The organism is Xanthomonas hortorum, from assembly GCF_024339125.1.
GTDB lineage: Bacteria > Pseudomonadota > Gammaproteobacteria > Xanthomonadales > Xanthomonadaceae > Xanthomonas > Xanthomonas hortorum.
In genome coordinates, this window is the sequence record NZ_CP101417.1 from 5,104,443 (window position 1) to 5,130,476 (window position 26,034).

The following is a 26,034-nucleotide window of genomic DNA, read 5'->3' on the forward strand; positions in this document are numbered from 1 at the left end:
TGCTAGCGTGTTTCTCGTTTCGACGGTGTGCACGAGCGCACTGCCGCCTGTTTCCGCTGCGGCACGATCATGCGCTCCGCACGTGGACCCGGATGGTCACGTCCGGCCACGGACGCGTCGCGCCACTTCGCTGACCACCGCAATGACCGCAGTCAAACCGACCATCGACAGGAACTGCGCACGGGTGTCTGCCGACGAGGCCAGCAGCACGAAGATCACCGCCAGGATCGCCAGCGCCAGCAGGGTCAGAAACGGATACCCACGCATACGGAACGGCAACGTGATGCCGGCGCGGTCGGCGCGTGCGCGCAGGATCAGCTGCGACAGCAACGAGATCGTCCACACCAGCAGGCAGGTGGCGCCGACGATGTTGAGCAGCATCGGCAACACCTTGTTGGGATACAGCAATTCCAGCGCCGCCGCCGCGAAGCCGAACAACACGCTGGCGATCACCGCCACCAGCGGCACCTGCTCGCCACTGGTCCTGCCGAGCAGGCGCGGGGCTTCGCCGCGTTGTGCCAGCGAAAAGATCATCCGCGAGGCGCCATACAGATTGGCGTTGAGCGCCGACAACAAGGCCACCACGGCGACCAGGGTGATGGCGGTGGCCGCGCCGGGGATGCGCGCCACTTCCAGCACCGCGGCAAACGGCGAGCTGAGCGCTGCACTGGTCCACGGCACCACCGCCACGATCACGCTGATCGAGCCGATGTAGAACACCAGGATGCGCCAGGCCACGGTGCGAATGGTGCGTGCCAGGCTGCGGCCCGGATCGGCGGTTTCCGCGGCGGCCACCGCCACGATCTCGGTGCCACCGAAGGCGAACACCACCACCAGCAACGCCGAGCCGACGCCCACCAGACCCTTCGGGGCGAATCCGCCGTGCTGGGTAAAGTTGGACAGCCCCGGCGACACCACACCCGGCAACCAGCCCGCCAGCAAGGCCACGCCGATCAGCAGGAACACCACGATCGCAACAACCTTGAGGATGGCGAACCAGAATTCGAACTCGCCGAAGTTGCGCACGCCCAGCAGATTGATCGCCGTGAAGGTGGCCATGAACACCACCGCCAGCAGCGGCACCGGCAACGCCGGCCACACCGAGGCGAGCAAGCCTGCCGCGCCGACCGCTTCGGCGGCGATCACCACCACGATCTGCAGCCACCACAACCAGCCCACCGTCGCACCGGCGGTCGGCCCCATCGCATCGGCCGCATATACCGAGAACGCACCGCTGGTCGGCTTGGACGCGGCCATTTCTCCCAGCGCATTCATCACGATGATCACCAGGGCCCCGGCGATCAGATACGACACCAGCACCGCCGGCCCCGCCGCGTGGATGCCCACGCCCGAGCCCAGAAACAGCCCGGCACCGATTGCCGTGCCCAGGCCCATCATCATCAATTGCCGCGGTTTCAGCGCATGGCGCAACGCGGGCGCGGCGGACGGAGCGTTCTCAGCAACGGGATCGGTCGGAAGCGGCATGGACGGGCTTGAAGAGATGGAATCGCGACACGATACCGCGTCGCGGCGCTTGCCGCGCCTCTTGACGCGGGCCTGGCGAAAGAGTGGACAAGCCATGCAATCGCGCCTTGCCTCATCGTATCAGCAGGTCGTTCGCACTGGCCTCCAAGTGCGTGACACGCTCCAGACCCGCTTCACTGCACGCAGCTGGTGGGCAAATCCGCCGCACGCTGCATGCCGCACACAAAGATCCCCGGGCAAGCCGGGGATCGGTGTCACTGCAACGTCTTGTGGCCGATCATTCCGCCAGGTTCTTGCCGGCACCTGCAGTGGCGATCACCTTGGCCTTGACCTGCGCGGCCGGGGTGACGCTGTAGGTGTAGCCCAGCGGTTCCGGGAACACCTTGGTGGTGATCCAGTTGGTGGCGTTGGCGTAGGGCTTGCTGCCATCCGGCGTGCCCCAGGTGATGCCGCTGCCGACGTAGTTGTTGATCAGGTCCCAGTAGCCGATCTCGCTGCTGTCGCGCGAGGTCACCGGGTTCTTGATGTTCTCGAAGTAGTTGGATTCGATCTTCGCCACGCCGCCCATGCGCACGTTGATGCCGGAGGTGGTGACGTTGTTGAAGTAGTTGTTGTAGATATGGCTCAGCCCGCGCCGCTGCAGCGGCACGCGCGATTCGACGTTCTCGAAGCGGTTGTGATGATAGGTGGTGCGCGCGGCCGAGTTCTTGGTGTCGCTATCGCTGTAACCGTTGAGCGCGACCTTTTGATAGTTGTAGACGTGGTTGTAGGACACGGTGACGTGGTGCACGCCCTTCTTCATGTCGATGCCGCCATCGAAGGACGCATCGCCGGCACCGGAGCACTTGGTCAACGAGGCGAACACGGTGTTGTGATCGACCCAGATCTTGGACGGTGAGCCGCTGGAATTACCTTCCAACGAAATCGAATCCGCATCTTCGCCGCCTTGCAGCAAGCCGATGGTCATGTTCTGGATGATGATGTTGTTGGCGTTGCCCACCACCCACACACCGAAGTTGGCCGCCGAGCCATTCGCGCCCTTGATGGTGACATCGCTCTTGTTCTTGATCTGCACGGTCTTGGCCGGCAACTTCCACTGCGCGCAGACGTCCTTGATGGTGCTGAAGTCGAACTTGCCGGTGTAATTGAGCACCAGCCCGCCACTGCCGGAATAGCTGTCAATGGCGGCCTGCATCGCTTCGAAGGTGGCGACGTTGACCGGGGTCTTGTTGCCGCCGCCGGTGGTAGCGGCACCGTACCCGACCGGGCCGGCGATGGCACTTGCGGCGCAAGCGGACAGTGCAAGCGCGAGCGCGCCGTTAAGTGTCTTGATGATCATGCAGCCTCTCCCAAATGAAATCGAAAAGCGATGCGTGGCGTCGGCGCGATTGCATCGACGGTGGCAAAGCGGTGCGTGGGGGCCGCATTCTTCGCGCGGTTTAAAACATAAAACAATTATCCATCTCTGAAACTTTGACGCAGCACGGTGTTCTCCTCGCAGGACATGCAAAAGAGACAACGAGAGACACGCAGGACAGGACACTGCGGTGATGTGCGCGATGTTTTTTCTATGTATGCAAACGCATGCCGATGCTGTGGTTGCTCACACGCGTGTTCGACTACGCGTGGTAATGGCAAATGCGTTTTTCAAGCATGCACGCGGATAACAAGGTGCTGTGCGTGGGAAGCAGCACACGACCGCGCTGTCGAAGTTGTTGGCAAAGTTGTCGGCGAGAAGTTGTTGGCGACATCTACGCGCAGCAGCAAAGCGCTACCGCACGGTCATGCGTGCAGATTGGGCGCTATGACGCGCCGCCTTGCTGGTGATGGTGCGTGATAAGGCATACGAAGCGAAAGCAACGCAGCTAACGCGCAGTCGACACGCGAAACGCTAGGGAGTGCCATGCCGAGCACGCTCAAGCTCGCATGCAGGCCCGCACACGCACACTCGCCATCAACTCACACAGCGCGGTTGGCCAACACCGACGCGTGCACCAGCTGCTCGCCGGGCCATGGGGTGTGATCGTCGAGGAAGTTGCCAACCAGCCGCATGCAGGCTGCGCGCTCTTCCACGTGCGGCATGTGGCTGGAATTGGCGAACACATGCCACTGGGCGTCCGGGATCAGGCGTGCGTAAGGCTCGACGGTTTCCGGCGTGGCCTCATCGTATTTGCCCGATAGCACCAGCGCCGGCGCGGTGATGCGGTGCAGGCGTTCGATGATGCTCCAGTTGCGCAGGCTGCCCACCACATGGAATTCGGTCGGGCCGTTCATGGCGTGGTAGACGGTGGGGTCGGCATCGATGGCGGCGAAGGTGCGCGCCACTTCTGCAGGCCACGGCAGCAGGCGACACACATGCTGCGCATAGAACGCCTGGCTTGCAGCGCGGTAGGCCGGGTGATCCAGCGTGCCGGCGGCCTCGTGCTCGTCCAGTGCCGCCTGGATGTCTTCGGGCAGCCGCGCACGCAAGCGCAATGCGGCAGCGCGCCACAAGCCCATCGACGCCGGCGAGTTGGCGATCACCAACGCACGCAGACCGGCCGGCCGGCGCACCGCATGTTCGGCCGCCAGCATCCCGCCCCAGGATTGCCCCAGCAACGCGTACTGCGACAGCCCAAGCTGGGTGATCAGGGTCTGCAGCTCATCCAGAAACAGCCCCACCGTCCAGAAGCCGGAGTCGGCATTGGGAAGATGGGTGGACTTGCCGTTGCCGAGCTGGTCGTAATGGATGACCGCGCGGCCATTGGCAGCCAGGTCCTTGAAGCTGTCCACATAGTCGTGGGTGCAGCCGGGGCCGCCGTGCAGGACGATCAGCGGGCAGGCGTCACTGCGCAGGTCGCCGGTGATGCGGTACCAGGTACGGTACCCACGGAATTCGACGTAACCCTCAGTGGACTGCATGACCTGCGCCTGCCTACGGCAATGGTGAGCGCTCAGCCTAGCGCCCCGGCCTGCGCGCGCTAACTGGTAAAACTCTCAGGTTCGCAGCAGTTTCAGACGCGCGGTTGCGCGCGCCATGGTGTATGAGCCGGGCGACGCATCCAGCACGCCGATCGCACGCTGCGATCGATAGCCGCAGGCTTGGTTTACGGCTCCAGCAATCGATAATGCATCCCGCGCACCACTGCCTCGACGCGATTGCGCGCACCCAGTTTGCGTGCGGCCGAATTCAGATGCAGATTCACCGTGGCGGTGGAGCGATTGAGCGCGGCCGCGATGCTTTTGGCGGTCAGCCCCTTGGCCGAGTACTGCAGGCACTCGCGCTCGCGGCGGGTCAATGCGATGTGGTGACAGCGGCGTTCCTGCGGATCCAGCAGTTCCTGCGCGCGGGCCTGAAACGCGTGTGCCAGTAACAAGAATGGCGACAGCTGCGCCTCTGCCAGCCGTGGTGCCTCGGCCGCAACCGCATCGACCGCGCCACTGAAGGTCGCGAATGCACCGCCAGGCAAATGCAGGGGCACGGTGACACCGGTTCCCATGCCGCTATCGCACAGATAACGCGTCACCTGCCGATGCTGGCCGCCAACATATTCCACACCTTCCTGATTGCCGTCGGTACGGTACGACCACACGAATGGCGTCATGCGCCGCGTCGCACGCTGCTGAACAGGGTCATGTTGGTAGTAACCATGCTCGCACCAGACATGCCGCATGTCGCCCGGCGCGTTGCGCTGCATGAACACCGATGGCGTGATCAGCGCGCCCTCCATACTCAGCGGAACCGGCGCGTAGTCGTAGACCAGCGACTTGAAACCAAACGCACAGACGTCGCGAAACACTCGATCCAGGCAGGCATTGAGCGTATGCAGCGCCTGCAAATCTCGGCCCAGGCTGGCCAGCGTGTCGAACATGGTGGGTCCTTCGATGACAGCAGGTGCCGCTGGACGACATCCAGCATGGAAAACCTAGCACTTTTACCAATGGATGGGCTTGCCGGCCACATTATCGTCACAATGCCGGTCAGCTAGCTGCAACGCAGCATTCATGGACAAGCGCCCCACCGCGCCTGTCGTGCGACCCGGCCTTCCTTTCAGCGGATACCTGCATGACCGACACACCACGCCGCGACGACGCGGCCACGCTGGAACGCTTTGGCTACACCCAGGAGCTCAAGCGACAGCTCACGCTCAAGGATCTGCTGATCTACGGGCTGGTGTTCATGGTGCCGACCGCGCCGTTCTCCATCTTCGGCGGCGTATTCGATATCAGCGCCGGGATGGTGCCGCTGACCTACCTGGTCGGCTTCGTGGCGATGCTGTTCACCGCCTTGAGCTACCAGCAGATGTCGCAGGCGTTTCCGGTGGCCGGTTCGGTGTATGCGTACGTGGGGCGCGGATTGAGCAGCGGCATGGGGTTTCTCGCCGGCTGGGCGATTCTGCTCGACTATCTGTTGGTACCGACGCTGCTGTACGTGGTTGGCGCCAATGCGATGCACAACGTGTTGCCGGCGGTACCGCAGCCGGCGTGGATCGCGTTTTTCGTGGTGCTCAATACCGTGGTCAATCTGCGCGGTATCGAAACCACTGCGCGGGCCAATCGTTTCTTTCTGTATGCGCAGTTGCTGGTGCTGGCGGTGTTTGTGGTGCTGGCGAGCCTGGCGATCCAGCGCGGCGTCAACGGTGCGCACTGGAACCTGCGTCCGTTCTACAACCCGCAGGCGTTTTCGCCGCAACTGATCTTCAGTGCGTTGTCGGTGGCGGTGGTGTCGTTTCTGGGCTTCGACGCGATCTCCACGCTGTCGGAAGAAACCCGTGGCGGTAACCGTGTGGTCGGGCGCGCCACCTTGATGGCGCTGCTGATGGTGGCCGGCCTGTTCGTGCTGCAGACCTGGCTGGCCGCATTGCTGCAGCCGAACCTGCAGCGCTACCCCAGTGCGCAGGCCTCCAACGATGCGTTCTTCGAGATCGGCCGGCTTATTGCCGGGCCGTGGCTGCAGATCGTCATCGCGCTCACAGTGGCGATCAGCGCCGCGATCGCCAATTCGCTGGTTGCGCAGGCGGCCACCTCGCGCCTGTTGTTCGCCATGGCACGCGACCGTCAGCTGCCGGGGTTCTTGCGCTACATCCATCCGCGTACCGGCGTGCCGCAGCGCGCCATCCTGCTGGTGGCGGGTTTGAGCATGCTGCTGGGCGAAGTGTTCGTGGGCCAGATCGCGTTGCTGTCCTCGTTGTGCAACGTCGGCGCGCTCACCGCCTTCATCTTGCTGCACGTTGCGGTGTTATGGCACTTCCGTGGGCACGGCCGCAGCCTGCTATTGCATGGTGCGACGCCGTTGATCGGCATCGTGATCCTTGGCTACGTGTTGATCAATGCCGACCGGCACGCGCAGCTCGGCGGCACCGCGTGGATGGCGGTGGGTCTGTTGGTGTTGGCATTCCTGAAAGTCAGCGGTCGTTCCACCGAGTTTCGCGCCAGCGACGCGTTGGAATAAGCGCTGCTGCCGGCGTCGCTGTGCAGCAATGCGTTGCTGTGCAGTTGCTCGTCGGCAATCGACCTTGAGCATCGGGTCGTGCAGCGCGCATGGGTCTGCACGCTATTTGCCTTGCGCTGCCGCGCCGCGCTGGATGCTTGTGCATGCCTCGTTTACCACACCAGGTCGATGACACCTTTCAGGCGCGTCGCGTCACACGGTGCGTGCGTGATGAAACGGAGCGACGCTCCCGAAAGCGATCATATTTTTCTCGATTGTCGACCTCTGAACGAGATTTTCAGCACATATTCAGATGTAAACATTCTCTAGTCTCGTTCGGCGCCACTGATGGCGCCCGCACGCTGCGGCCCCCGCCGCAGCCTGTCGTTCCCTGACGAGTAAGGACTACCCATGAATCGCAAGAATGCGTTGTACCTGGCGCTGTTTTCTGCCCTTTCCGGCTCCGCACTGGCAGCGCCGCCGACCGAGATGGACGCAGCGCCGGTGAGCACTGCGCCGCAAGCGGCCAAACTTGGCGCGGCAACATTGCAATCGGCAAGTCTGCGTGGCGGGATCCTGCCCACGCGCGTGGTGCAACTCACTGCGCCCACCAGCACCGAGATCGGCCGCGTGCGTGAGCGCCGCATTGCACAGGTCAAACATGGGCAGCCTTTGCAGATCGGTTTTTCGCGCGCGGTTGCCAAGCCTTTGGTGAATCTGCGTACCCTCGATTGGCAGATGGCCAATGATGGATCGCGTGTTGCAACCCTGAAGGTCAGCTCTGCACAGGCGGCGTCCCTGCGTGCATCGTTGACCCTGCGCGGTGCCGGCGCAACGCCTGGCGATCCGTCCAAGGTGACGCTGCGCTTTGCCGGCGACGACGGCCGCGTGTTCGAGCAATCCGGTGCAAGCTTCGTTACCAGCGGTAGCGACATCGGCTGGTCGCCGACCGTCAGTGGCGAAAACCTGTTGGTTGAACTTTCGCTGCCGGCCGGCCAGTATCCGGAGAACTTCAGCCTGAGCATTCCGCAGCTGTCGCATCTGGATATCAGCCCCACCGCCAGCGCGCGCGACATGATGACCATTGCCATTGGCGAGAGCGATTCCTGCCAGAACGATATCGTCTGCCGTGCCAACCCCACCGCCGGCTTCACCAGTGCGGCAAAAGCGGTGGCGCGGATGGTGTTCACCACCAGCGAAGGCTCGTTCTACTGCACCGGCACCCTGCTCAATAACACCAACTCGCCCAAGCGCAATCTGTTCTGGACTGCGGCGCACTGCATCAGCACGCAGACCGTTGCCAACTCGCTGCAGACTTACTGGTTCTACGATGCGGCCAGCTGCAACGGCAACACCGCCAGCTCGCAGGCGACCACATTGACCGGCGGTGCGTTCCTGCGGCACGCCAATACCACCCGTGACACCGCGTTGCTGGAACTGAAGACCGCACCGCCGAGCGGCGCGTTCTACGCGGCCTGGAACAGCGCGGCGATCGGTGCGACCGGTACCGCGATTGTCGGCATCCATCACCCAGCCGGCGACGTCAAGAAGTATTCGCTGGGCAGCGTGAATGGGCTGAGCACCTCCATCGACGGCAAGAGCCCGCTGTACCGCGTGGTCTGGAACGATGGCGTGACCGAAGGCGGCTCGTCCGGCTCGGGCCTGTTCACCGTCGCCAGCGGTGGTGCGTACCAGCTGCGCGGCGGCCTGTATGGCGGCTACTCGTTCTGCAGCGCGCAGACCGATCCCGACTACTACTCGCGCTTCTCGGACGTGTATTCCAGCATCTCCACCTACTTCGGCCCGTAAGCGGTTGCTGCACGTGGCAGGCGGTGTCTCGCCTGCCACGTGCAACTGCGCTTGGCGTGCGTGCAGCACTTCATCTGCATCGGCTTGATGATGCAGACTTGGCAGCTCGTCCTTCACCTGGATCGGCATGCCCGTTCAACGCAATCGTTCTCTCATCGCCGCACTTGCACTGGCGACCTTGTCGCTGCAGGTCACCGCCAGCGCAGCCGGCAAGCCCGCCAATCGTGAAGAGGTCAAGGCATACGCGCTGCAGCTGTGCCTGGACAACAACTATGCGCGTAGCGGCAAATATGCTTCCGATCAGCTCCGCGATCGCTCGTATCTGCTGACGACCTATGCGCTGGACAATGCCAAGGCCGGCGCCACCGACCGCCTGCATCGCTATGTCGCCGAGCAGACGGCGGACTTCTATCGCGCCGAAGTGCCGATGAAGGACGAAGCGCGGCGAGGCCCGTTCAACAGGATCTTTGCGCAATGCATGGGCTTCTATCGTTCGCCTGCACTGAGCGAGTTCATTGCGCAAACACTCTGACTTGTCTTGCGTCGTCGCACGCCTGACGGGCTCGCGCTAGGGCCTGTTAACACTAATGGCCCGAGCGATTAAACTATTGAGCATGGAGATCACGCCAGCACAATTTTCTCTGATCGAACACTGCCTGCCGGCGCAGCGCGGCAATGTCAGCATGACCAACCTGCAAGTGGTCAACGCCATCCTTTACGTTGCCGAGCATGGCTGCAAATGGCGCGGCCTACCCAAGCGCTTTGGCAACTGGCATACGGTCTACACACGCATGAACCGTTGGGCCAAGGCGGGTGTGCTGGACCGGATGTTCGCCCAATTGCAGAAGTCCCAGATCGTGCGCATCAAAATCGAAGCAGTCTCGCTGGACTCCACCAGCGTCAAGGTCCATCCCGATGGCACGGGTGCATTAAAAAAAACGGCCCGCAGGCCGTCGGCAAGTCCCGCGGTGGATGGAACACCAAGATTCATATGGTTGCCGCAGATGCTCGAACAGCCATCACCTTTGGATTGACGCCTGGCAACGTGCATGACGCACCTGCAGGCCGCGCGTTGCTTGAACACCTCGGGCCAGTGGAGCGGCCGATTCATTTGTTGATGGACCGTGCTTATGAAGGCAACGAAACCCGCCAGTTGGCGCTCGATCTTGGCTTCGTTCCGGTGGTTCCACCGAAATCCAATCGGGTCGAGCCTTGGGAATACAACCGGGAGATGTACAAGCGGCGCAACGAAGTAGAGAGACTGTTCCGTCGCTTGAAAGGCTACCGCCGGATTTTCTCGCGCTTCGAGAAGCTAGATGTCATGTTCCTTGGATTCCTCAGCTTCGTCCTAGTCGTTGATGGGCTTCGGATGTGTTAACAGGCCCTAGTCTGATACGGCGCCAACACACTTACTCGATGCGTCGACAGGAGCCGCAATGCCCGCACCTTCTACACGCCGTTCCCGTCGCCAGGTGCTGCGCATCGCGCTGGCTGCGGGCACGCTGAGCATGGCAAGCCAGCTGGGTGCTGCAATCCGCGGCGGGCAGAAGGATGCAGATTTGTCATCGGATCCGCTCTCGCCAGCGCCGTTCCCGGCCAGCGGCAGCGTGCTGGTCCTGCTCGGCACCAAGGGCGGCCCGACGCCCTCCCCTCTGCGCGCGGCAGCTGCCAATGCGCTGGTCATCGACGGGCAGCCCTACCTGATCGATTGTGGCAACGGGGTTGCGCAGCAACTGGCCAAAGCCGGCATCCGCCTGCCTGCGTTGCGCGACATTTTCCTGACCCATCACCACTCCGATCACAACGCCGACCTGCTCAATGTGGTTTGGCTGGCATGGGCAAGCGGACTGCAGACGCCGGTGCATCTGTATGGCCCGCCCGGTATCGCGAGGATGGTGGATGCGTTTGTCGAGATGAATGCCATCGACATCGATGCGCGCATTCGTGAGGAAGGCCGCCCACCGTTCAAGCAGCTGATCCAGGTGCACGAGTTCGACCAACCCGGCACGGTGCTGCAGAACGAACAGGTGACCGTCACCGCCACACTGGTGGATCACTACACGCTCAAGCCTGCATTTGCGTACCGCTTCGCGGCGCGCGACCGCACGGTGGTGTTCTCCGGCGATACGCGCTATCTGCCCGCGTTGGCCGAGTTCGCAAAAGACACCAACATCCTGGTGCATGAGGTGATGTATCTGCCGGCGCTGGAAAAGATGCTCAAGACCAACGATAACGCGCCGACCTTGCTCGACCATCTGCTCAAGAGCCATTCCACCAGCGAGGAAGTGGGCAAGATCGCATCAGCGGCCGGCGCAAAGATGCTCGTGCTCAATCACTTCGTCCCCGGCGGCGACCCGACAATCACCGATGCGATGTGGAGCGAGGGCGCGCGCAAGCACTATGCGGGGCCGATCGTGGTCGGCAAGGATTTGATGCGGTTGTAGCTGGCCAGATGGGCACTACGCCACCACCGGGCTGCGCAGCCCCCACGCGCTTGCGCCAGCTTTGCAGTACGCATCGATAAACGCCTGCTGCGATGGCATCTGTTCCACAGCGCGCTGGATCGGCTGCGCGATGCCGTCCAGCAGGCGATGCAGATCGCGATCGGACATTGCGCGCGCCAGCGGGTGATGCTGCGCAGGGATGATGCCCTGCCCCATCAACACGTGGGTCCAGGAGTCGACGCGAAACAATTCATCGGCGCCTTGCCAGGCATGCGCGCGTTCGCGCCAGGCGCGTAGGCGCAAGGCAAGCGATTCGGGCAGTTCCATCTCACGGCATTGGCGCCATAGCGGTTCGTCGCGCTGGGTGGCGTGGTAATGCAGGATGATGAAGTCGCGCACGTGTTCCATTTCGGCGCGGCTGATGTCGTTGAACAGTTGCACCTGCGAGGGTGCGATGCCGTCTGCGGGGAACAAGGTGATCAGGCGCACCACGGCGGCGATGGTGAGATGGATGCTGGTGGATTCCAGCGGTTCGATAAAGCCGCTGGCCAGGCCCAGCGACACCACATTCTTGTTCCAGGCCTTGCGCCGGCGGCCGGTGCGGAACGGCACCAGCCAGGGATCCTTGAGCGCAGGCGCGGCGGCGTCGCGCAGCAGCTTGGCGTGGGCTTCGTCATCGGAGAGATGGCGGCTTGAAAACACCAGGCCGTTGCCGACACGATGCTGCAGCGGGATATGCCAGCGCCAGCCGGCCTCGTGCGCGATGGCGCGGGTGTATGGCACCGGCGGACCGACGGCTTCTGTCTGCACCGCCACCGCGCGGTCGCACGGCAACCAGTGGCTCCAGTCTTCGTAACCGGTGTGCAACGCCTGCTCGATCAGCAAGCCGCGAAAACCGCTGCAATCGATAAACAGATCGCCATCGAGGACCTGCCCGTCTTCCAGCACCAGCGTGGCGACGTCCCCGCTGTCCGGTTGCAGGGTCACTTGCTGGATCTTGCCTTCGATGCGCTTGACGCCAAACGCTTCGCTGCGTGCGCGCAGAAACTTGGCATACAACGCCGCGTCGAGATGGTAGGCGTAATTGACCGCAGGCTCGCGCAACAGTGCGAAGCGATCCACACGCGAGGCCACGGTTTCCAGACAGTAATCGCCGAACGTGCCAGGCATGCCACGCCGCTGACTTTCCAGCCATAGATGGTGAAAGGCGCACACCAGCGTACTTTGCCCGGTGATGCCGAACGGATGGATATAGCGCTCGCCCTGGCGACGCCAATGCTCGAAGGAGATCGACAATTTGAAGGTGCCGGCCACTGCGCGCAGAAACTCCTGCTCGTCGATCTGCAGGAAGCGATGAAAGGTACGGATCGGCGGCACCGTGGACTCGCCCACGCCCACGGTGCCGATCTGCTCGGACTCGACCAGGGTGATCTCGAGCAGCTCGCGGAACTGGTGCGATAGCGCGCAGGCAGCGATCCAGCCGGCAGTGCCGCCACCGACGATAACGACCTTGCGAATCGGGGCCTGGGTCACTGCGCACTCCTGTGGGATGGATTTGAGGCGGTATGGACCATCAGCGATTGAGCTTGCCGATCAGCATCGCGCGTAGCTGTCGCGCGAGGATCGGGTCGATCGGGCCCAACGCGTGTCGCGCCTGTTCGGGCAGGTGTTCGCCAGCAAGCTCGGCAGGACCGAATACGTAGTAATCGAACAATGCGCGCCAGGCGTCTTTTTCGGACGCGGGCCGGTCGCGAATCGCCCATAGCGCGTGATACAGCGCAGGCATCGGCGCCGGCAACTGCGCGGGTGCGTTGCTCCACCAGTAGTTGACCAGCACGTTGAACGGCTGCAGCGATTGCACGTGGTGCCACCACATGCTGGGAATGAACAACGCATCGCCCGGTTCCAGCACGGTGGTGCGCGCATGCGCCAGCGCAGCGGCAAATCGCGGATAACGCTGCAGATCCGGGTTGGCGATATCCACCATGCTCACCACCTGCCCGCCCGGCGTGGGATCCAGCGGGCCGGGATACAGATTGGCCACCTGCTCCGGCGGAAACAGCGTAAAGCGGCGCTGCCCCACCGCGCAGCACGCCAGGTTGTTGGGCGCATCGTAATGACACGAAGCGATGACGCGATTGCCGATCCAGATGCTGGGCTGCACGGCGATGCCGCTGGCGGCGAAATCCAGATCGTTGCTGGCGCGCAGGCCAGGCAAGTGGTTGTCGACCGGCAACGACGCCAGATAATACGTGGGCGGCTGTGGGTCATCGCGATGCGCGGCGATGGCCTCCAGCAAGGTGCTCAGCGTGCCACGTTGCACGTCGAAATTCAGCGCACTGCAGTCGTCGGTGTAAAACGGCCGGCTGGCGATTTCCGGGCCGCCATGGGAATACTGCAAGACATGTCCGCTGTCGTGCGCGCGCAGCACCGCCATCGCCTCGTGGGGGCTGCGCAGCCCGGCTTGCACCAGTGACCAGTCGCGTGCGATGCCACGCACTACCACTGGTTCGGCGGCGGCGCAAAGTGCAGTAAGTGGCAATGTGTCAGGTCGGCAGTCTGTACGCTCTGCGATGGGCGCGATTGCGGCAGTTGACGACATGATGGAGGCGCTCACAGCCATGCGCTCAGGCATACGCTTCAGCAGCGGGCGCGGCCTGCATGTGTTGCAGGCGACGTTGCTTCTCTGCCATCAGCCGACGCACGTTATGTAGCGATGCCAGCATCAAGAATGCGCCTTCCAGATAACCGGCCTGATGCAGTTGATGCAGCGCTTGCGCATCGAGCGCGGCGAGCCGCTCGCGGTCGATGGCGAACAGACCTTGCAGATGGGTGGCGTGGTTGGCATCCAGCGTCACGTCCAGCTGCACCGGCTGGATCAGACCCAGCGCATCGAAGGCGGCCGCCATCGCCTGGCCCGCGTCCACGCCGTCGCGAATGCCACGCAGCACGCTGATGATGTGCTCCAGATACGGGCTATGACCGCCCTGCGGCAGAAACACTGCTTCGCCCTCGTCGCGGCTGACGCGCGGGTGCTCCAGGTCGATATGGATCACCGGCTCCTGCACCAGGGCACCGTCGATGCGTTGCTCCTGGAAACCGATCAGGAACGGCCCCTTGGCGACGATGCCCGGCAGGTAACTGGCAGTCCAGCGCCCGTCCTGCAGAAACAGATTCTCGTCCTGTGCAAAGCCCAGCAGCGCCACCGCTTGGTAGGCGCCGGTGGCAGGATCCTTGCGAAAAAACAGCGGATATTCGCGTTGCAGCTCGGCGAATTCGGTGACGAAGGCCGGCACCAGACCGAGCGCGTCGCCGAACTCGGCGCCAAAGCGCAGGATGACGCGGATGTCGTGATGCGCCACGTTGTTGAGCACTGCGTATCGCGTCATCTAGAACTCCAGCGGCCATCCGCAATGGATCACCGCATTACGGGGACATGAGTCGGTCATGCGGCGACATATCGTGCCTGCTGGTGTCGAGCATTGCCAAAAAGCAGCAGACCGGCAAGCGGCACAGCAGCACAGCAGCATTGGTAGCAGGTCTGCACAACCAGCGTCGCGGCGATGACACGGACATCATCGTGCTGGCGGCAGTTTGCGTATCGGCGATCGCAGCGGATGCGTCTGGGCATCCAGCCTGGCAGTGCGGTCGCGGCCGCCAGCCGGATCAGTGGCTGCGCAGACATCACGACTCAACCCACCTGCGCGGAGCAGCCAACCGACGCCAATGCGCGGCGGCTATCAGAGCGCACGAAAGGCGCGCCCTGAGCAGCATCTAGGTGGGTATCTGCCACCCGCCGCACACCGGCCCGCGCCCACCTGAAGGTGTGCGCAGCCGCTTGTCAGTGGCTCTCAAAACGCATAACGCACACCCAGCGTGTAACGCGGTTGCTGGTCGATCAGGCGGATCATCTGCTTGTCCGAACGCCCATGCCAACGCACGTCTTCGCCGGTCAGGTTGATCGCCTCAAAGCCCACCGACAGCTGCTTGCTGAAGCTGTAACTCAGGCTCAGGTCCCATTGCTGGTAGGCCTCGACGTAGTAAGGATTGCGGTTGGCGCCATCCTGGTTTGCCGCGATCAGATACTCGTCACGCCAGTTCCAGGCTAGACGCGCGCTCCAACCGTACTTTTCGTACATCAGCATGGCGTTGGCAGTGTCGCTCAAACCGAGCAAGGCGAACTGGTCGCGATCGATCACGGTGTTGTCGAAGCCCACATCGCCTTCGACGATGGTGTAGTTGGCGTAGATACCAAAACCGCTGCTGCCGAAGAAGTACTGCCCGCCCAGCTCCCAGCCATGGATGTTGGCCTTGTTCTGGTTGACTGGCCGCGACACATCGAATTGATACAACGGATCGGAGGCATTGCCGACAATGTCGTACGCATTCTCCAGGGCCAGGCTCTGCGCGGAGCTGCCGTTATAGGCGGCCAATCCACCGGTGGCCGCGGCGTTGCGCAACAACGCCATCGCCGCGAACAGCGAGGTGTCGTTGGCCGAGCAGGCGGCCGCAACGTCGTTGCCGGAGGCGCCAACCTGTGCAGCGCAGGCACCGCTCTGCAGGAAGGCCAGGGCCGATTGCGCATCCGGCCCCGAGGTGGGATCAGTCAATCCGTACAGGGATTCGCGCGACACCGTGTTGCCGATGAAGTTGCTGACGCGCTTGTTCCAGAATGTGGCCGACACATAGCTGGCGTCGGCGAAATACCATTCCAGCGCCAGATCCAGGTTGTCCGATTCCAGCGGATCCAGCGTCGGGCTCTGCGAGCTGCCGGAGGCACGGGTGGAGGGGTTGATCAGGATCGAACCGCTCGGTGTATTCGGCGTTGGCCCGGCGATCAGATTGTTGTAGGGCGCACGCGCGATGGTCTGGCCAAACGAGGCGCGTCCTTTCAGCTGATCGGTGATGTCGATGCTGAAGTCGAGATTGGGCAGGATGTAGTTGTAGCTGGTCTTTTCGCTGAAGGGCTGCAGCTCGGTGGAGCGCAACAACTGGAAGTCGTTGTTGGCCTGCCAGAGCAATGCAGTGGGCGTGGCCACCTGCGAGGTGGATTCCACATCGGTGCGCTCGTAACGCAAGCCCAGCCGTGTGTTGGTGGTCATGCCGGAGATATCGCCCTTCAGTTCCAGCTGCACGTAGGCGGCGCGGGTCTTCTCCTCCACCTGGTTGTCGGCGCTGTAGTTCGGGTTGTAGCGGGTGGTGGCGCCGTACTGGCTGCCACCCCACAGGGCCAGCTGATCGGCATCGCCCCGCCAGGCATTGGGCGCCGCACCGTTGGCGTTGAAATCCTTGAACATGCCGGTGATGCTCACCGGCCGCAGCAACGCCTGCATGCCGGGCTCGTTGCCGGCATTGGCCACACTCCAGTCGCCAAGCGTGGAGTTGGTGTCGCTGGTGAGCCGGTTCATGGTGGTGTTGGCGCTGCTCACGCCGAACTGAAAGCGGCCGTCGTCGAAGTCGAAGGTGCCATCCATGCGCCCTTCCTTGATCTCGGTCACCTGCGATTGATAGTAGATACGCAGCACCTGCGAGCCGAGCTCGGCGGGGGTGAAATCGGGGTTGACCACACCGTTGGTGCCAGCCAGGGAATCGGCAGCGGTGGGATACCAGGTGCGTGCGCCGATCGGCAAGGAATTGTTGAACGACAGCTCCTGCCCCCATTGACCGCCGCAGGACGGGCCGTTGACGCAGTTGTTGGTGCCGGCGAAGCTGAAGTAGGTGGCACTGCCGCCGGTGACCGGGTCGTTGGGCATGCTCTTGGTTTTCGAGTTATGCGCATCGAACGACAACTGGAAGCGGTCGCTCACCTGCCAATCGGCATTGAACCCCAGCGAACCCAGCGTGTACTTCTGCTCGTTGCGCTGCTGCTCCATGCCGAAGTCCTTGGCACCGTTGGGCACATCGCGCAGATAGATCGGCGTTGCCACCGCCTGGCCGGTATCGAAGGTCAGATCGGTGAAGCTGTTGGCGCGTTGCAACCAGATGCCCTGCTCGCCGCGCTCTTCGCGGATCTCGTTGGACGAATAGGTGTAATCCAGGGTCAAGGTCAGGCTGTCGCTGGGTGCGAACTGCACCACTGCCTGGCCGTTCGTGCGCTCGCGCTGGAAGTCGGCGAACGCATAACGCAGGTCGTTGGGCATGCCGTACAGCTGGCCGATCGCCGGTGCGTTGGTCACCACCGCATCCGGGCGCAGCGCCGGGTCGGTCCCGGTCCAGCGCTGGATGTTCCAGGTGTTTTCGGTGGCCTGCACCGAGCCGCCATGGCGCTTTTGATAACTACCGCTCAAGCCGATCCCGAAGGTCTTGTCGGGATTGGTATAGCTGAAAATACCCGACACTTCCGGTGTCAACGAATCGCCGAACGGCTGCGAACGGTCGGACACCATCTTGGCGCCGGCATTGGCCACCACACCGGAGTGATTGAACGGCTTGTCGGTCTGGATATTGATGGTGGCGCCGATACCGCCGCTGGGCGCGGTGGCGCGGCTGGTCTTGTAGACCTCGATCCCGGTGATGGCTTCGGAGGCGAGCTGGGCGAAGTTGAAGGCGCGCGTGCCCACATCCACGCCGCCGATCGGCGTCTGCCCCGGCGCGCCGAATGCGTCGGCACCGGGAATCAGCCGGCCGTTGAGCGTGACCGTATTGAACTGCGGGCCGAAGCCGCGCGCGGTGACCTGCGCGCCTTCGCCATCGCGGCGTTCGATCGAGATACCGGTGATGCGTTGCAACGACTCGGCCAGATTGGTATCGGGAAATTTGCCGATGTCTTCGGCACTGATCGCATCCACCACGCCGGCGGCATCGCGCTTGATGCCCATCGATTGATCCAGGCTGCTGCGAATGCCGGTCACGTTGACCGCATCGAGCGTGGTGGCGGTTTGCGCGCTGGATTGCGGCGGCGGCACTGGCGGCGCGGGAACGTCCTGCGCAAAGGCCGGATTGATGACCAACAGGCCACCGACGAAGGTAAACATGGCCTTGGACTTGAAATTGCTCAACGTACGACGCATCGATCTATCCTCGGGTCTGGAGTCCAACACCCACGGCCGTAGTCGCGGAATGCGACGCGGCGATTGTCTGGCCACGCGCCTTGTACGGCACGCGACATACCTTCCGTTGCAGAACGTCATCTGATCCCCCGCATCGAACCAACGGCGGATCCCCCTGATGCCAACCGTGCGCGTGCCACGTCCATGACGGACGCTGCCTGCGACGATCTGTACAGCACGTGCGACTGCCTTCCCTACCCTTGGATCTATTGCCGCCGCAGCCCCTGTGCGCCACGGCGTTCAATCGGCTGCTACCGCTCCATCAAGCGTGATAGCGCTACCACGCGGCGCAGACTAGTCATGCGTGTCGGTGCTTGTCACCCTGCGTTGCAACAAACACGTGGTGACACATCCAGACACTCAACAACACGCGCGCTTGAGCCCGTACGGCATACGCAGACCTGCCGTGGCTGTAAGCGTTATCAGCAGCGGCTGCAGTGATTGCGCTTTGATATTCGCGCTTCAGGCCGGGGCGATGATCGCCACAACGCCGCTGTCAGAAGTTGCGCAAAGTGTTATTGCGATCGCACTACGCAAGCGCGGAAAAACAGCCTTGTTGACGCTGCAAGGCGACACCATCGCGCAACCATGCGAGCACATCCGCTACAGCAATGCGCAGCGTCGATGGCCATGCAAGCAGATACAAAAAACGGCGCAATCGCTGAAATCGATTGCGCCGTTATTCGGCATGCCTCTGTCGTGTGCTGCACTTCGCTCATCCGCGCCGTTGCAGCGCGGACGATTGCGTCGGCGCCGCTAGCCGATCACGTCCAGCTGGTTGTCGCCCCGCTGTGCATCGGGCAACACGTGATCCGGATCCAGTCTCACATGCAGCACTTTCTGTGTGGTCGGCAGCGTCAGCGTGGGCGCGGTGTTCTGCAGCCAGGTTTCCACCGGCACGCGACGGTCGAGGTGGCTGCCGTCGGCCAGCTCCACGCGCACGGTGGCCGGCATCACCAGTTTCTGGCTGCTGCGCAGTGTGAGTTGTACGCCCTTGGCAGGATCGTGATCCACGTAATGCGCCTCGCTGATGCCCATATCCAGCTGCCAGTTGTTGAGATACCAACCGCGCCACCACCAGGCCAGATCTTCGCCGCTCTCGCTTTCCATCAGCCGGAAGAAATCCGACGGCGTGGGATGCTTGTAGGCCCAGGTGGCGATGTACTTGCGAAAAGCCGGATCGAACCGTTCCGGCCCCAGGATCTGCTCGCGCAACAGCACCAACCCCAACGCACCTTTGAAGTAGGTCAACGAATGGCGGTAGGTCTCGCTGGTGGAATCGGCGTTGTCCATCAGCGTTGGCGCGCTGGTGTCGGCCAGCAACGGCAGGATTTCGTCGACCGGGTTGCCACCCTTGGGCGCATATTCCGAATCGCGCTTGGGCGCGTATTCGCCCTTGTTGAAGGCATCCGATGCATAGACGTCGATAAAGGTATTGAAGCCTTCATCCATGAACGCATGCCGCCGCTCGTTGGAGCCGACGATCATCGGGAACCAGGTGTGGCCGATCTCGTGCGCGGTGATCCAGAACAACTCCTTGCCGCTGTCTTCGAAACCATCGAAAACGATGCCCGGATACTCCATACCCGCGCCATAACCGCCCAGATTGATCGCGGCCGGCCACGGATACGGGTACCACTGCGAGAAATGTTCAATCGCACCTTTGACGTATTCGGTGGAGCGGTTCCACTTGTCCGCGCCCACACCTTCCAGCGGATACACCGACATCGCCAGCGATTGTTTGCCGCCCGGCAGCTTGATGCGTGCGGCATCCCAGACGAACGCAAGCGATGCAGCAAATGCCACGTCACGTGTGTTGTCCATATGGAAGCGCCAGGTCTGGGTGCCCTTACCCGTCGGCTTGGCCGCACGTGCAGTCACCTCGGCAGGCGTGCGGATCAGCACAGTGCGATCGCTGCCGCGGGCCTGCTCCAAACGTTGCTGCTCGGTGCGGCTGAGCACCTCGGCCGGATTGGTCAGCGCGCCAGAGCCGGCGACCAGAAAGCCTTCCGGCACGGTCACCGCGTAGTCGAAGTTGCCGTATTCCAGATAGAACTCCGAGCCCAGATACGGCTGCGTGTCCCAGCCGCGCAGATCGTCATACACCGCCATTCGCGGATACCACTGCGCAATCTCGTAGATCTCGCCCTGCTTGCTGGCACTGAACGCGGTACGCCCGCCCCAGGTACCGGGAATCGTGTAGCGGTAGCGGATATGCACGGTCAGCGCCTTGCCCTGCCCGGCCAGCGGCTGCGGCAGGTCCACGCGCAGACGGGTGTCGTCGACGACGAAGTGGGCCGGCTGGCGGCGCCCGCCATCGTCGATCTCGATGCTGGCGATCTGCATGCCGTCGGTGAACTGGGTGCGGCGCGATGGCCGGCTGGCGGCAGCGCGTGCATCGGCGCGGTAGATGTTCTGGTCCAGCTGCAGCCACAGCACGCCCAGCGTGTCGGGGCTGCGGTTGGTGTAGCGAATCGCCGCCTCGCCGGTGAGCGTGTGGGTCGCCGGGTCGATGCTGGCCTTTAGGTCGTAATCCGCACGGTTCTGCCAGAACAGCGGGCCGGGTACGCCGCTGCCGCTGCGGTAGGCGTTGGGTGCATCGGGCAATTGCAGTGGCGCGAACAAGGCCAGCGGATCGAAAGGGCTGGCCGGAGCGGGTGCTGCGGTTGCGGAACTGGCTGGTGCGGGAGCGGCAAGTGCGGGCGCGGCAACGCACGCCAGTGACAGTGCAACGGTAAGTGATCGGCGCACGGTGGGGGTCATGCGAAATCCTGCGGCGTGGGGGACTCCCATCCTACGGCGCGCCTCGCCGCGCGCGGGAATGCCATTGGTCCCGGATGGCGCTACACGATTCCGCGGCAGCAGCGCTCCGCTCGACGATCTGCGCGACGGCCATGCCGGTGATGCTGAGAGCGGCTACCAAAACCAACCCACGCCTGCCTACCGCAGAGCGGCTGGTCTGGTGATTAGCTGCAGGGCCCTTGCCCGCCCACCATCGCGGGACACGCCGCAAGTACGTCCATGTAGGCTCTTACGCGGCATCCATGCCGCGTAAGGTCCCGCGACAGTGGGCGGGCAAGGACCAGGGGAGATGGTCGGTGTGCATGTTTTCAACAAAGCAGCCGACTCACTCTCTGGTGCGGTGTCCTCACCGATTGCGGGACCGTGTGGCGGCATGGATGCCGCCACCGAGCACCCAGGGACGGGTTCACGGCTTGTCCCGCGAGCGGCGAGGGCGCCGCGCCCTCGATCCACTCAGCGTTTGACCTGGACTTCTGACGGCATCCACCAAGACGCGGCCGACAACACCAGACTCACCGCCAGGCGCCCGCTCGCTACGTTTTGTTAGCCACTCTTATTCCGCAATCAAGCTGCCCAGTCGCAAAGCCCCCTCACCGTCGTGGCCCAGGGTGTCGCCCGGATTGCTCAGCCGGCAGCGGCGCAACGACAGACACCCGCAGCCGATGCAGTCGGTAAGCTGGTCGCGCAGCGCCTGTAGTTCGCTAATGCGCGCATCCAGTTGCCCGCGCCAGCGCGCCGACATAAGCGCCCACTCCGCACGTGTGGGCGTGCGCTGCTCCGGCAACACCGAGAACGCCTCCAGCACCTGCTGCAAGGGCACGCCAAGCCGCTGCGCCACGCGGATCACCGCAATCCGCCGCAACACATCGCGCGCATAACGGCGTTGGTTGCCTGTGGTGCGCAGGCTGCGGATCAAGCCCTTGCGCTCGTAGAAATGCAATGCCGACACCGCCACGCCACTGCGCTTGGCCACTTCGCCCACGGACAACTCACGCTGCATTGCCTTGACCTCAACCTTGGTTGAGGCAGGATGCTGCGCGGCCATGACCGGTGCAAGTACCGATGTCATGGCTGTGCTCACGCTCGTTCCTGGATCTTCGATGCCCACCGACATGCCTACCGCAATCACCACGCCCGCCACGCCACTCGGCGCCACGCAACCCACTTCCATTCTCGCCGCGCCGTATCGCGCCGCAACGCTGGGCATGGTCGCGCTGGTATCGCTCAATGCCTTCGAATCGCTGGCGGTTGCCGCCGCCATGCCGACCGTGGCGCGCGAATTGAACGGGCTGCCGCTGTACGCGCTGGCCTTCGGCGGCACCTTGGCGACCAGCGTGGTCGGCATGACCGCCGCCGGGCGCTGGAGCGACCGACGCGGCCCGGGCGGCGCGCTGGGTGTGGGACTGCTGTGCTTTGTGATCGGGCTGTTGATCGCCGGGTTGGCGCCGAGCATGCCGCTACTCATCGCAGGGCGCTTGCTGCAAGGCCTGGGTGCCGGCGCGTATTCGGTGGCGCTGTATGTCATCGTCGGGCGGCTGTATCCGGAAGCGTTGCGGCCGCGCGTGTTTGCCGCGTTTTCGGCCGGCTGGGTGGTGCCCTCGTTGATCGGGCCAGGCATCAGCGGGCTGATCGTGCAGCATGTCGGTTGGCGCTGGGTGTTTCTGTCGGTGCCGTTGCTGGCGATTCCGGCCGGGCTGATGTTGTGGCCGGCCATCCGCGGGCGCGCATGGTCGGGCGAACCGTCCGTCGACTCCAACGCCGCGTTCGGCTGGGCGATCGGTGCGGCCTTGGGCGTGCTCGGCGTGTATCTGGGCGGGCAGCTGCACGGCGCGCTGGCGTTGCTTGCGATGACGCCAGCGCTATTGCTCACGCTGTTCTGCGCCTGGCACCTGTTACCGGCCGGCACGCTGCGGCTGGCGCGTGGCCTGCCCAGCGTGATCGCGCTGCGCGGCATTGCGGCGGCGGCCTTCTTCGGATTCGAGGCGTTTCTGCCGTTGCTACTATCGCGCGAACGCGGCCTCTCGCCGCTGCTGGCCGGCGTGGCGCTCAGCGTGGGTGCTCTAGGGTGGTTCAGTGGCTCGTGGTATCAGGGCCATAGCCGCGCCGGCTGGTCGCGCCCACGCCTGCTCAAGACCGGTGCGTCCTTCATGTCGCTGGGCATCGTGATCAGTGCGGGGGCGGTGTGGCCGGTCATCCCGGTGCCGGTGGCGATTTCCGGCTGGGCGCTGGCAGGCCTGGGCATGGGCCTGCTGTATCCCAGCCTGTCGGTGTTGACATTGTCGTTGTCGCCACCGGCACAACAAGGCGCCAACAGCTCGGCGCTGCAATTGAGCGAAGCCATTGCGGTGGCCGGCATGCTGGCGCTGGCAGGCGCGTTGTTCGCCGCGCTGCTGGCTTCCGCGACGTTGGCCGCATACCTGAGCGTGTTCGCGTTGGCGTGGCTGCTGGCGGTGGCGAGCTTTTTCGTGGCGCGGCGGGTGTGATGGCTGTGCAGCCGGCTTTGCCGATCCTGTCGGGATCGTTCAAATCTCGACTGGAAAACCATCGCCGCCATCGGCTGGTCATTTTTTCGCCACCCATCTTGACAGCGTTGCAGGCCGGGGCCTGCGCTCACTTGTCCACAACCTTGTGCAACTTCCATCCACAGGGGGTGTGGAAAACTTGCACTGCTCGGCCTGCAGTGAAGGGCTTGCGCGCAACCAAGGCGTGTGTAAGGCGATGAAGCGCGTTGTCTGCGCTGTGCAGGGCGGGACCATTGCGCAACGTGCAGCCACGTAACCGGCGAACCTCACCAACGGCCACAGGTGAGGCAATCGCAACACGCAACACCGCCACCTTGCGGTGGCGATGCGCACTCACTACTGCATCAATCCACGATCACGTGCGGTACGAAGCGCGAGGTATCGCGGGTGATCGGGCCATCGTCGTCGCGCATGCCCAGCCCGGCGGGGCGATCGGCCACCACCCAACTGCCCACCAGCGCATGCCGCCCATCGAACACCGGTAACGGATGGTGCGCCTGCAAAATCGCCGGCCCATCCACATACGGCCCATCGGTCTGCGCAGCATCGCCCTGTGCGGTGACCAGAGAGATATTGGCGCCCTCGCGCGAGAGCAGCGGCTTGCGCACCCAACCTGCAGCCGGTGCTTCGCCGGCTTGCGCAAAGCGTGCAGGCAGCAGGTTGGGATGGCCTTGATGCCGCTCCCACAGCAGCGGCAGGATGCCCTTGTTGCTCAGCACCGATTTCCATGCCGGCTCGATCAGGCGCACGCGGTTGGCAATCAATGCCGGCCCGAAGCGCTCTTCCATCATGAATTCCAGCGGGTAGAGCTTGAACAGCGTGTGTATCACCCGGTCCTGCTCATCGGTGAACCAGCCATCGGCGCTCAGGCCGATATCTTCGATGGCCACTTCCTCGGTGCTGATGCCCACCTGGTGCGCGCAATCGCGCAGATACCGCACCGTGGCGCGATCCTCCAGCGAATCGCGCACTGCCGAAAAATGCATCTGCGGCCCGATTGCACCCTCCACCGCCAGCGCGCCCAGGGTTTCGCACAGCAGGTCCTGGATCAGGTTGTACTGGTCGGTGCCCTTGGGCAGCACGCCGGCGGCGATCTGTTGCTCCAGCCACAACCACTGGAAATACGCCGATTCGTACAGCGAGGTCGGCGTGTCGTAATTGAGTTCGTACAACTTGGCCGGGCCGTCGCCGGCATACGCCAGATCCATGCGGCCGTACAGATGCGGGTCACGGTTCTTCCACGAGTTGGCGATCCAGTCCCAGTAGAACGGCGGGATCGCCAGCTGCGTCATCAGTTGTTCCGAGCCCACCACCTCGTCCACCAGCTGCATCGCCATATCGTGCAGGTCCTGGGTGGGCGCCTCGATGTCGTCCTCGATCTGGCGCAGCGAGAACGCGTAATACGCGCTTTCGTCCCAATACGGTTCGCCGTCGATGGTGTGGAAATGGAAGCCAAGCGACTCGGCCTGGTCGCGCCAATCGGTACGTTCTGCAATTTCGATCCGTTGCATGTCAGCCGCCGTACCCGGAGCTGCGCCCGCCGCTGCCGAACGAACTGCGCGCCGCCGCACTGGACCCGAAACCCGAGCGCGAGACGGTGATCGCACGCGACGGCATGTCGATGGCGCCACTGCGCCCGCGCACGGTGCCGATACGGTTGCTGGCCAGATCGCCATTGGGTTTGTAGTAACCGCCGCTGCGGTAATCGCGATACAGCGGCATCGCGCCGCCGTAGCGGTAACCGCCGCCGCTCATGTTGCCCAGCGCGTAGCCGAGCAGGAAGCCGCCCATCGGCGGAATCCAGCTGTGCTGGCCCTGGGTCTGACCCTGCACTTCGGTGCAGCTGCCGAACTGCGCATCGCACTCGTAGCGCGAATTGAAGCGCGGCGCAGCCTGCTGATGCTTGGCCACCGCCTCGTCATAGGCCTTGAGGCATTGCTGGATGTCGGTCTGTTCCTGCTTGATCTGGTAGCAGTCGGAGGCCGACTGCAGCACCACACCTGTCTCTGGTTCAGAACCACAACCGGTGACGAGGGCGGCCGGCAAGGCGGCCATCAAGGTGAGCTTGAGATTGCGTGAGCGCTTCATGCCTGTACTCCGTTACGGCGTGATCGCCGCAGCATTGATCAGCCCGACCGCGATCGACACGCCAGCCGAAAAGATGCCCGCCGCAGCAACGTTGTCGGTGATCTGCCGCGAGATGCGCCCGGCCACCACGTTGGCCAGCAGATACGCCACGATCTGAATCCCGCAGGCGACCGCGCCCCAGATCAGCGCATCGACCAGGCTCACCGAATGGGTGATGGCCGAATGCAGCGGCAATGCCACACCGATGAAGTTGCCGGCCAGTGCGGTGGCCGCAGCCACGTTGCCCTGCCGCAGCAAGGTGAAATCCTTGTGCGGGGTGACCAGGGTCACCAGCACCACCGCGACGATCAACACGCCCAGGCCGGTGCCGAAGTAGGAAACAAACGCGAGAAAACTCTGCAGGTTGATCGGGTTCATGACAGGAC

20 protein-coding genes are annotated in these 26,034 nt (G+C 63.5%); 7 read left to right on the top strand and 13 right to left on the bottom strand.

Going from position 1 to position 26,034, the window contains the following annotated elements:
• Nucleotides 1-96: 96 nt before the first annotated feature.
• The 4 genes from NMB96_RS22025 to NMB96_RS22040 all read right to left on the bottom strand — a co-directional run bounded on the left by NMB96_RS22025 (nucleotide 97) and on the right by NMB96_RS22040 (nucleotide 5,336).
• Nucleotides 97-1,485, bottom strand: coding sequence for an amino acid permease (locus tag NMB96_RS22025; protein WP_046932764.1), 1,389 nt, complete (start codon nucleotides 1,483-1,485; stop codon nucleotides 97-99).
• 277 nt (nucleotides 1,486-1,762) lie between these two features.
• Entirely contained in the window at nucleotides 1,763-2,824 is a 1,062-nt protein-coding gene (locus tag NMB96_RS22030; protein WP_255085719.1) for a pectate lyase family protein, read from the bottom strand.
• Nucleotides 2,825-3,444: 620 nt separating this feature from the next.
• Nucleotides 3,445-4,386, bottom strand: coding sequence for a proline iminopeptidase-family hydrolase (locus NMB96_RS22035; RefSeq protein WP_255085721.1), 942 nt, complete (start codon nucleotides 4,384-4,386; stop codon nucleotides 3,445-3,447).
• Between the two features lie 185 nt (nucleotides 4,387-4,571).
• Nucleotides 4,572-5,336: a LuxR family transcriptional regulator gene (locus NMB96_RS22040; RefSeq protein WP_006449226.1), complete on the bottom strand. Its 765-nt coding sequence runs from the start codon at nucleotides 5,334-5,336 to the stop codon at nucleotides 4,572-4,574.
• A gap of 194 nt (nucleotides 5,337-5,530) precedes the next feature.
• On the opposite strand from NMB96_RS22040, the gene NMB96_RS22045 reads away from it, so the two are divergent.
• The 5 genes from NMB96_RS22045 (at nucleotide 5,531) to NMB96_RS22065 (ending at nucleotide 11,148) form a co-directional block, all read left to right on the top strand.
• Nucleotides 5,531-6,916: an APC family permease gene (locus tag NMB96_RS22045; RefSeq protein ID WP_023904650.1), complete on the top strand. Its 1,386-nt coding sequence runs from the start codon at nucleotides 5,531-5,533 to the stop codon at nucleotides 6,914-6,916.
• Nucleotides 6,917-7,306: 390 nt separating this feature from the next.
• The gene (locus tag NMB96_RS22050) at nucleotides 7,307-8,704 is read left to right on the top strand and encodes a trypsin-like serine peptidase (RefSeq protein WP_023904651.1); all 1,398 of its coding nucleotides are present in this window, start codon (nucleotides 7,307-7,309) and stop codon (nucleotides 8,702-8,704) included.
• A gap of 127 nt (nucleotides 8,705-8,831) precedes the next feature.
• On the top strand, nucleotides 8,832-9,236 hold the full coding sequence (locus NMB96_RS22055) for a hypothetical protein (RefSeq protein WP_023904652.1): 405 nt from the start codon (nucleotides 8,832-8,834) through the stop codon (nucleotides 9,234-9,236).
• A gap of 82 nt (nucleotides 9,237-9,318) precedes the next feature.
• A protein-coding gene (locus NMB96_RS22060) for an IS5 family transposase (RefSeq protein ID WP_095574585.1) occupies nucleotides 9,319-10,082 on the top strand; the annotation gives its coding sequence in 2 pieces (ribosomal slippage) (nucleotides 9,319-9,634 and nucleotides 9,634-10,082; 765 coding nt in all).
• A 58-nt stretch (nucleotides 10,083-10,140) separates the two neighbouring features.
• A complete protein-coding gene (locus NMB96_RS22065) occupies nucleotides 10,141-11,148 on the top strand; it encodes an MBL fold metallo-hydrolase (protein ID WP_255085722.1) in 1,008 nt (335 codons plus the stop codon).
• Between the two features lie 15 nt (nucleotides 11,149-11,163).
• On the opposite strand, the gene NMB96_RS22070 is transcribed toward NMB96_RS22065, so the two are convergent.
• The 4 genes from NMB96_RS22070 to NMB96_RS22085 form a co-directional block, all read right to left on the bottom strand.
• Entirely contained in the window at nucleotides 11,164-12,681 is a 1,518-nt protein-coding gene (locus NMB96_RS22070; protein WP_255085723.1) for a tryptophan halogenase family protein, read from the bottom strand.
• Between the two features lie 40 nt (nucleotides 12,682-12,721).
• Complete coding sequence (locus tag NMB96_RS22075) at nucleotides 12,722-13,771, bottom strand: cupin-like domain-containing protein (protein WP_255085724.1); 1,050 nt, start codon at nucleotides 13,769-13,771, stop codon at nucleotides 12,722-12,724.
• 4 nt (nucleotides 13,772-13,775) lie between these two features.
• The gene (locus NMB96_RS22080) at nucleotides 13,776-14,537 is read right to left on the bottom strand and encodes a SapC family protein (protein WP_255085725.1); all 762 of its coding nucleotides are present in this window, start codon (nucleotides 14,535-14,537) and stop codon (nucleotides 13,776-13,778) included.
• Nucleotides 14,538-14,999: 462 nt separating this feature from the next.
• Complete coding sequence (locus NMB96_RS22085) at nucleotides 15,000-18,158, bottom strand: TonB-dependent receptor (RefSeq protein WP_255085727.1); 3,159 nt, start codon at nucleotides 18,156-18,158, stop codon at nucleotides 15,000-15,002.
• Between the two features lie 445 nt (nucleotides 18,159-18,603).
• On the opposite strand from NMB96_RS22085, the gene NMB96_RS22090 reads away from it, so the two are divergent.
• The gene (locus NMB96_RS22090; protein ID WP_152025570.1) at nucleotides 18,604-18,957 is read left to right on the top strand and encodes a hypothetical protein; all 354 of its coding nucleotides are present in this window, start codon (nucleotides 18,604-18,606) and stop codon (nucleotides 18,955-18,957) included.
• On the opposite strand, the gene NMB96_RS22095 is transcribed toward NMB96_RS22090, so the two are convergent.
• Entirely contained in the window at nucleotides 18,954-20,960 is a 2,007-nt protein-coding gene (locus tag NMB96_RS22095) for a M1 family metallopeptidase (protein ID WP_255085728.1), read from the bottom strand. The two genes, NMB96_RS22090 and NMB96_RS22095, sit on opposite strands and share 4 nt — an antisense overlap.
• 592 nt (nucleotides 20,961-21,552) lie before the next feature.
• Complete coding sequence (gene soxR, locus NMB96_RS22100; protein WP_255087003.1) at nucleotides 21,553-21,999, bottom strand: redox-sensitive transcriptional activator SoxR; 447 nt, start codon at nucleotides 21,997-21,999, stop codon at nucleotides 21,553-21,555.
• A gap of 112 nt (nucleotides 22,000-22,111) precedes the next feature.
• Here soxR and NMB96_RS22105 point away from each other — a divergent pair, with 112 nt between their 5' ends.
• Nucleotides 22,112-23,482, top strand: coding sequence for an MFS transporter (locus NMB96_RS22105; RefSeq protein WP_255087005.1), 1,371 nt, complete (start codon nucleotides 22,112-22,114; stop codon nucleotides 23,480-23,482).
• 383 nt (nucleotides 23,483-23,865) lie between these two features.
• Here NMB96_RS22105 and NMB96_RS22110 read toward each other — a convergent pair whose 3' ends face one another.
• The 3 genes from NMB96_RS22110 to NMB96_RS22120 are packed head-to-tail and all read right to left on the bottom strand — an operon-like array spanning nucleotide 23,866 to nucleotide 26,026.
• Nucleotides 23,866-25,032, bottom strand: a complete 1,167-nt coding sequence (locus NMB96_RS22110; RefSeq protein WP_255085729.1) for a glutathionylspermidine synthase family protein — start codon at nucleotides 25,030-25,032, stop codon at nucleotides 23,866-23,868.
• Nucleotide 25,033: 1 nt separating this feature from the next.
• Nucleotides 25,034-25,609, bottom strand: a complete 576-nt coding sequence (locus tag NMB96_RS22115; RefSeq protein ID WP_023904666.1) for a DUF1190 domain-containing protein — start codon at nucleotides 25,607-25,609, stop codon at nucleotides 25,034-25,036.
• Between the two features lie 12 nt (nucleotides 25,610-25,621).
• Nucleotides 25,622-26,026, bottom strand: coding sequence for a DUF350 domain-containing protein (locus tag NMB96_RS22120; RefSeq protein ID WP_023904667.1), 405 nt, complete (start codon nucleotides 26,024-26,026; stop codon nucleotides 25,622-25,624).
• Between the last annotated feature and the right edge of the window lie 8 nt (nucleotides 26,027-26,034).

Excerpts from the sequence above, each read along its gene's own strand:
- NMB96_RS22115 (WP_023904666.1), bottom strand. The coding sequence starts at position 25,609 with ATGAAGCGCTCACGCAATCTCAAGCTCACCTTGATGGCCGCCTTGCCG.
- NMB96_RS22105 (WP_255087005.1), top strand. The coding sequence starts at position 22,112 with ATGCCTACCGCAATCACCACGCCCGCCACGCCACTCGGCGCCACGCAA.
- NMB96_RS22035 (WP_255085721.1), bottom strand. The coding sequence starts at position 4,386 with ATGCAGTCCACTGAGGGTTACGTCGAATTCCGTGGGTACCGTACCTGG.
- NMB96_RS22110 (WP_255085729.1), bottom strand. The coding sequence starts at position 25,032 with ATGCAACGGATCGAAATTGCAGAACGTACCGATTGGCGCGACCAGGCC.
- NMB96_RS22045 (WP_023904650.1), top strand. The coding sequence starts at position 5,531 with ATGACCGACACACCACGCCGCGACGACGCGGCCACGCTGGAACGCTTT.
- NMB96_RS22025 (WP_046932764.1), bottom strand. The coding sequence starts at position 1,485 with ATGCCGCTTCCGACCGATCCCGTTGCTGAGAACGCTCCGTCCGCCGCG.
- NMB96_RS22030 (WP_255085719.1), bottom strand. The coding sequence starts at position 2,824 with ATGATCATCAAGACACTTAACGGCGCGCTCGCGCTTGCACTGTCCGCT.
- NMB96_RS22085 (WP_255085727.1), bottom strand. The coding sequence starts at position 18,158 with ATGCGTCGTACGTTGAGCAATTTCAAGTCCAAGGCCATGTTTACCTTC.
- NMB96_RS22050 (WP_023904651.1), top strand. The coding sequence starts at position 7,307 with ATGAATCGCAAGAATGCGTTGTACCTGGCGCTGTTTTCTGCCCTTTCC.
- NMB96_RS22075 (WP_255085724.1), bottom strand. The coding sequence starts at position 13,771 with ATGGCTGTGAGCGCCTCCATCATGTCGTCAACTGCCGCAATCGCGCCC.
- NMB96_RS22055 (WP_023904652.1), top strand. The coding sequence starts at position 8,832 with ATGCCCGTTCAACGCAATCGTTCTCTCATCGCCGCACTTGCACTGGCG.
- NMB96_RS22080 (WP_255085725.1), bottom strand. The coding sequence starts at position 14,537 with ATGACGCGATACGCAGTGCTCAACAACGTGGCGCATCACGACATCCGC.
- NMB96_RS22095 (WP_255085728.1), bottom strand. The coding sequence starts at position 20,960 with ATGACCCCCACCGTGCGCCGATCACTTACCGTTGCACTGTCACTGGCG.
- NMB96_RS22120 (WP_023904667.1), bottom strand. The coding sequence starts at position 26,026 with ATGAACCCGATCAACCTGCAGAGTTTTCTCGCGTTTGTTTCCTACTTC.
- NMB96_RS22065 (WP_255085722.1), top strand. The coding sequence starts at position 10,141 with ATGCCCGCACCTTCTACACGCCGTTCCCGTCGCCAGGTGCTGCGCATC.
- NMB96_RS22040 (WP_006449226.1), bottom strand. The coding sequence starts at position 5,336 with ATGTTCGACACGCTGGCCAGCCTGGGCCGAGATTTGCAGGCGCTGCAT.
- soxR (WP_255087003.1), bottom strand. The coding sequence starts at position 21,999 with ATGCAGCGTGAGTTGTCCGTGGGCGAAGTGGCCAAGCGCAGTGGCGTG.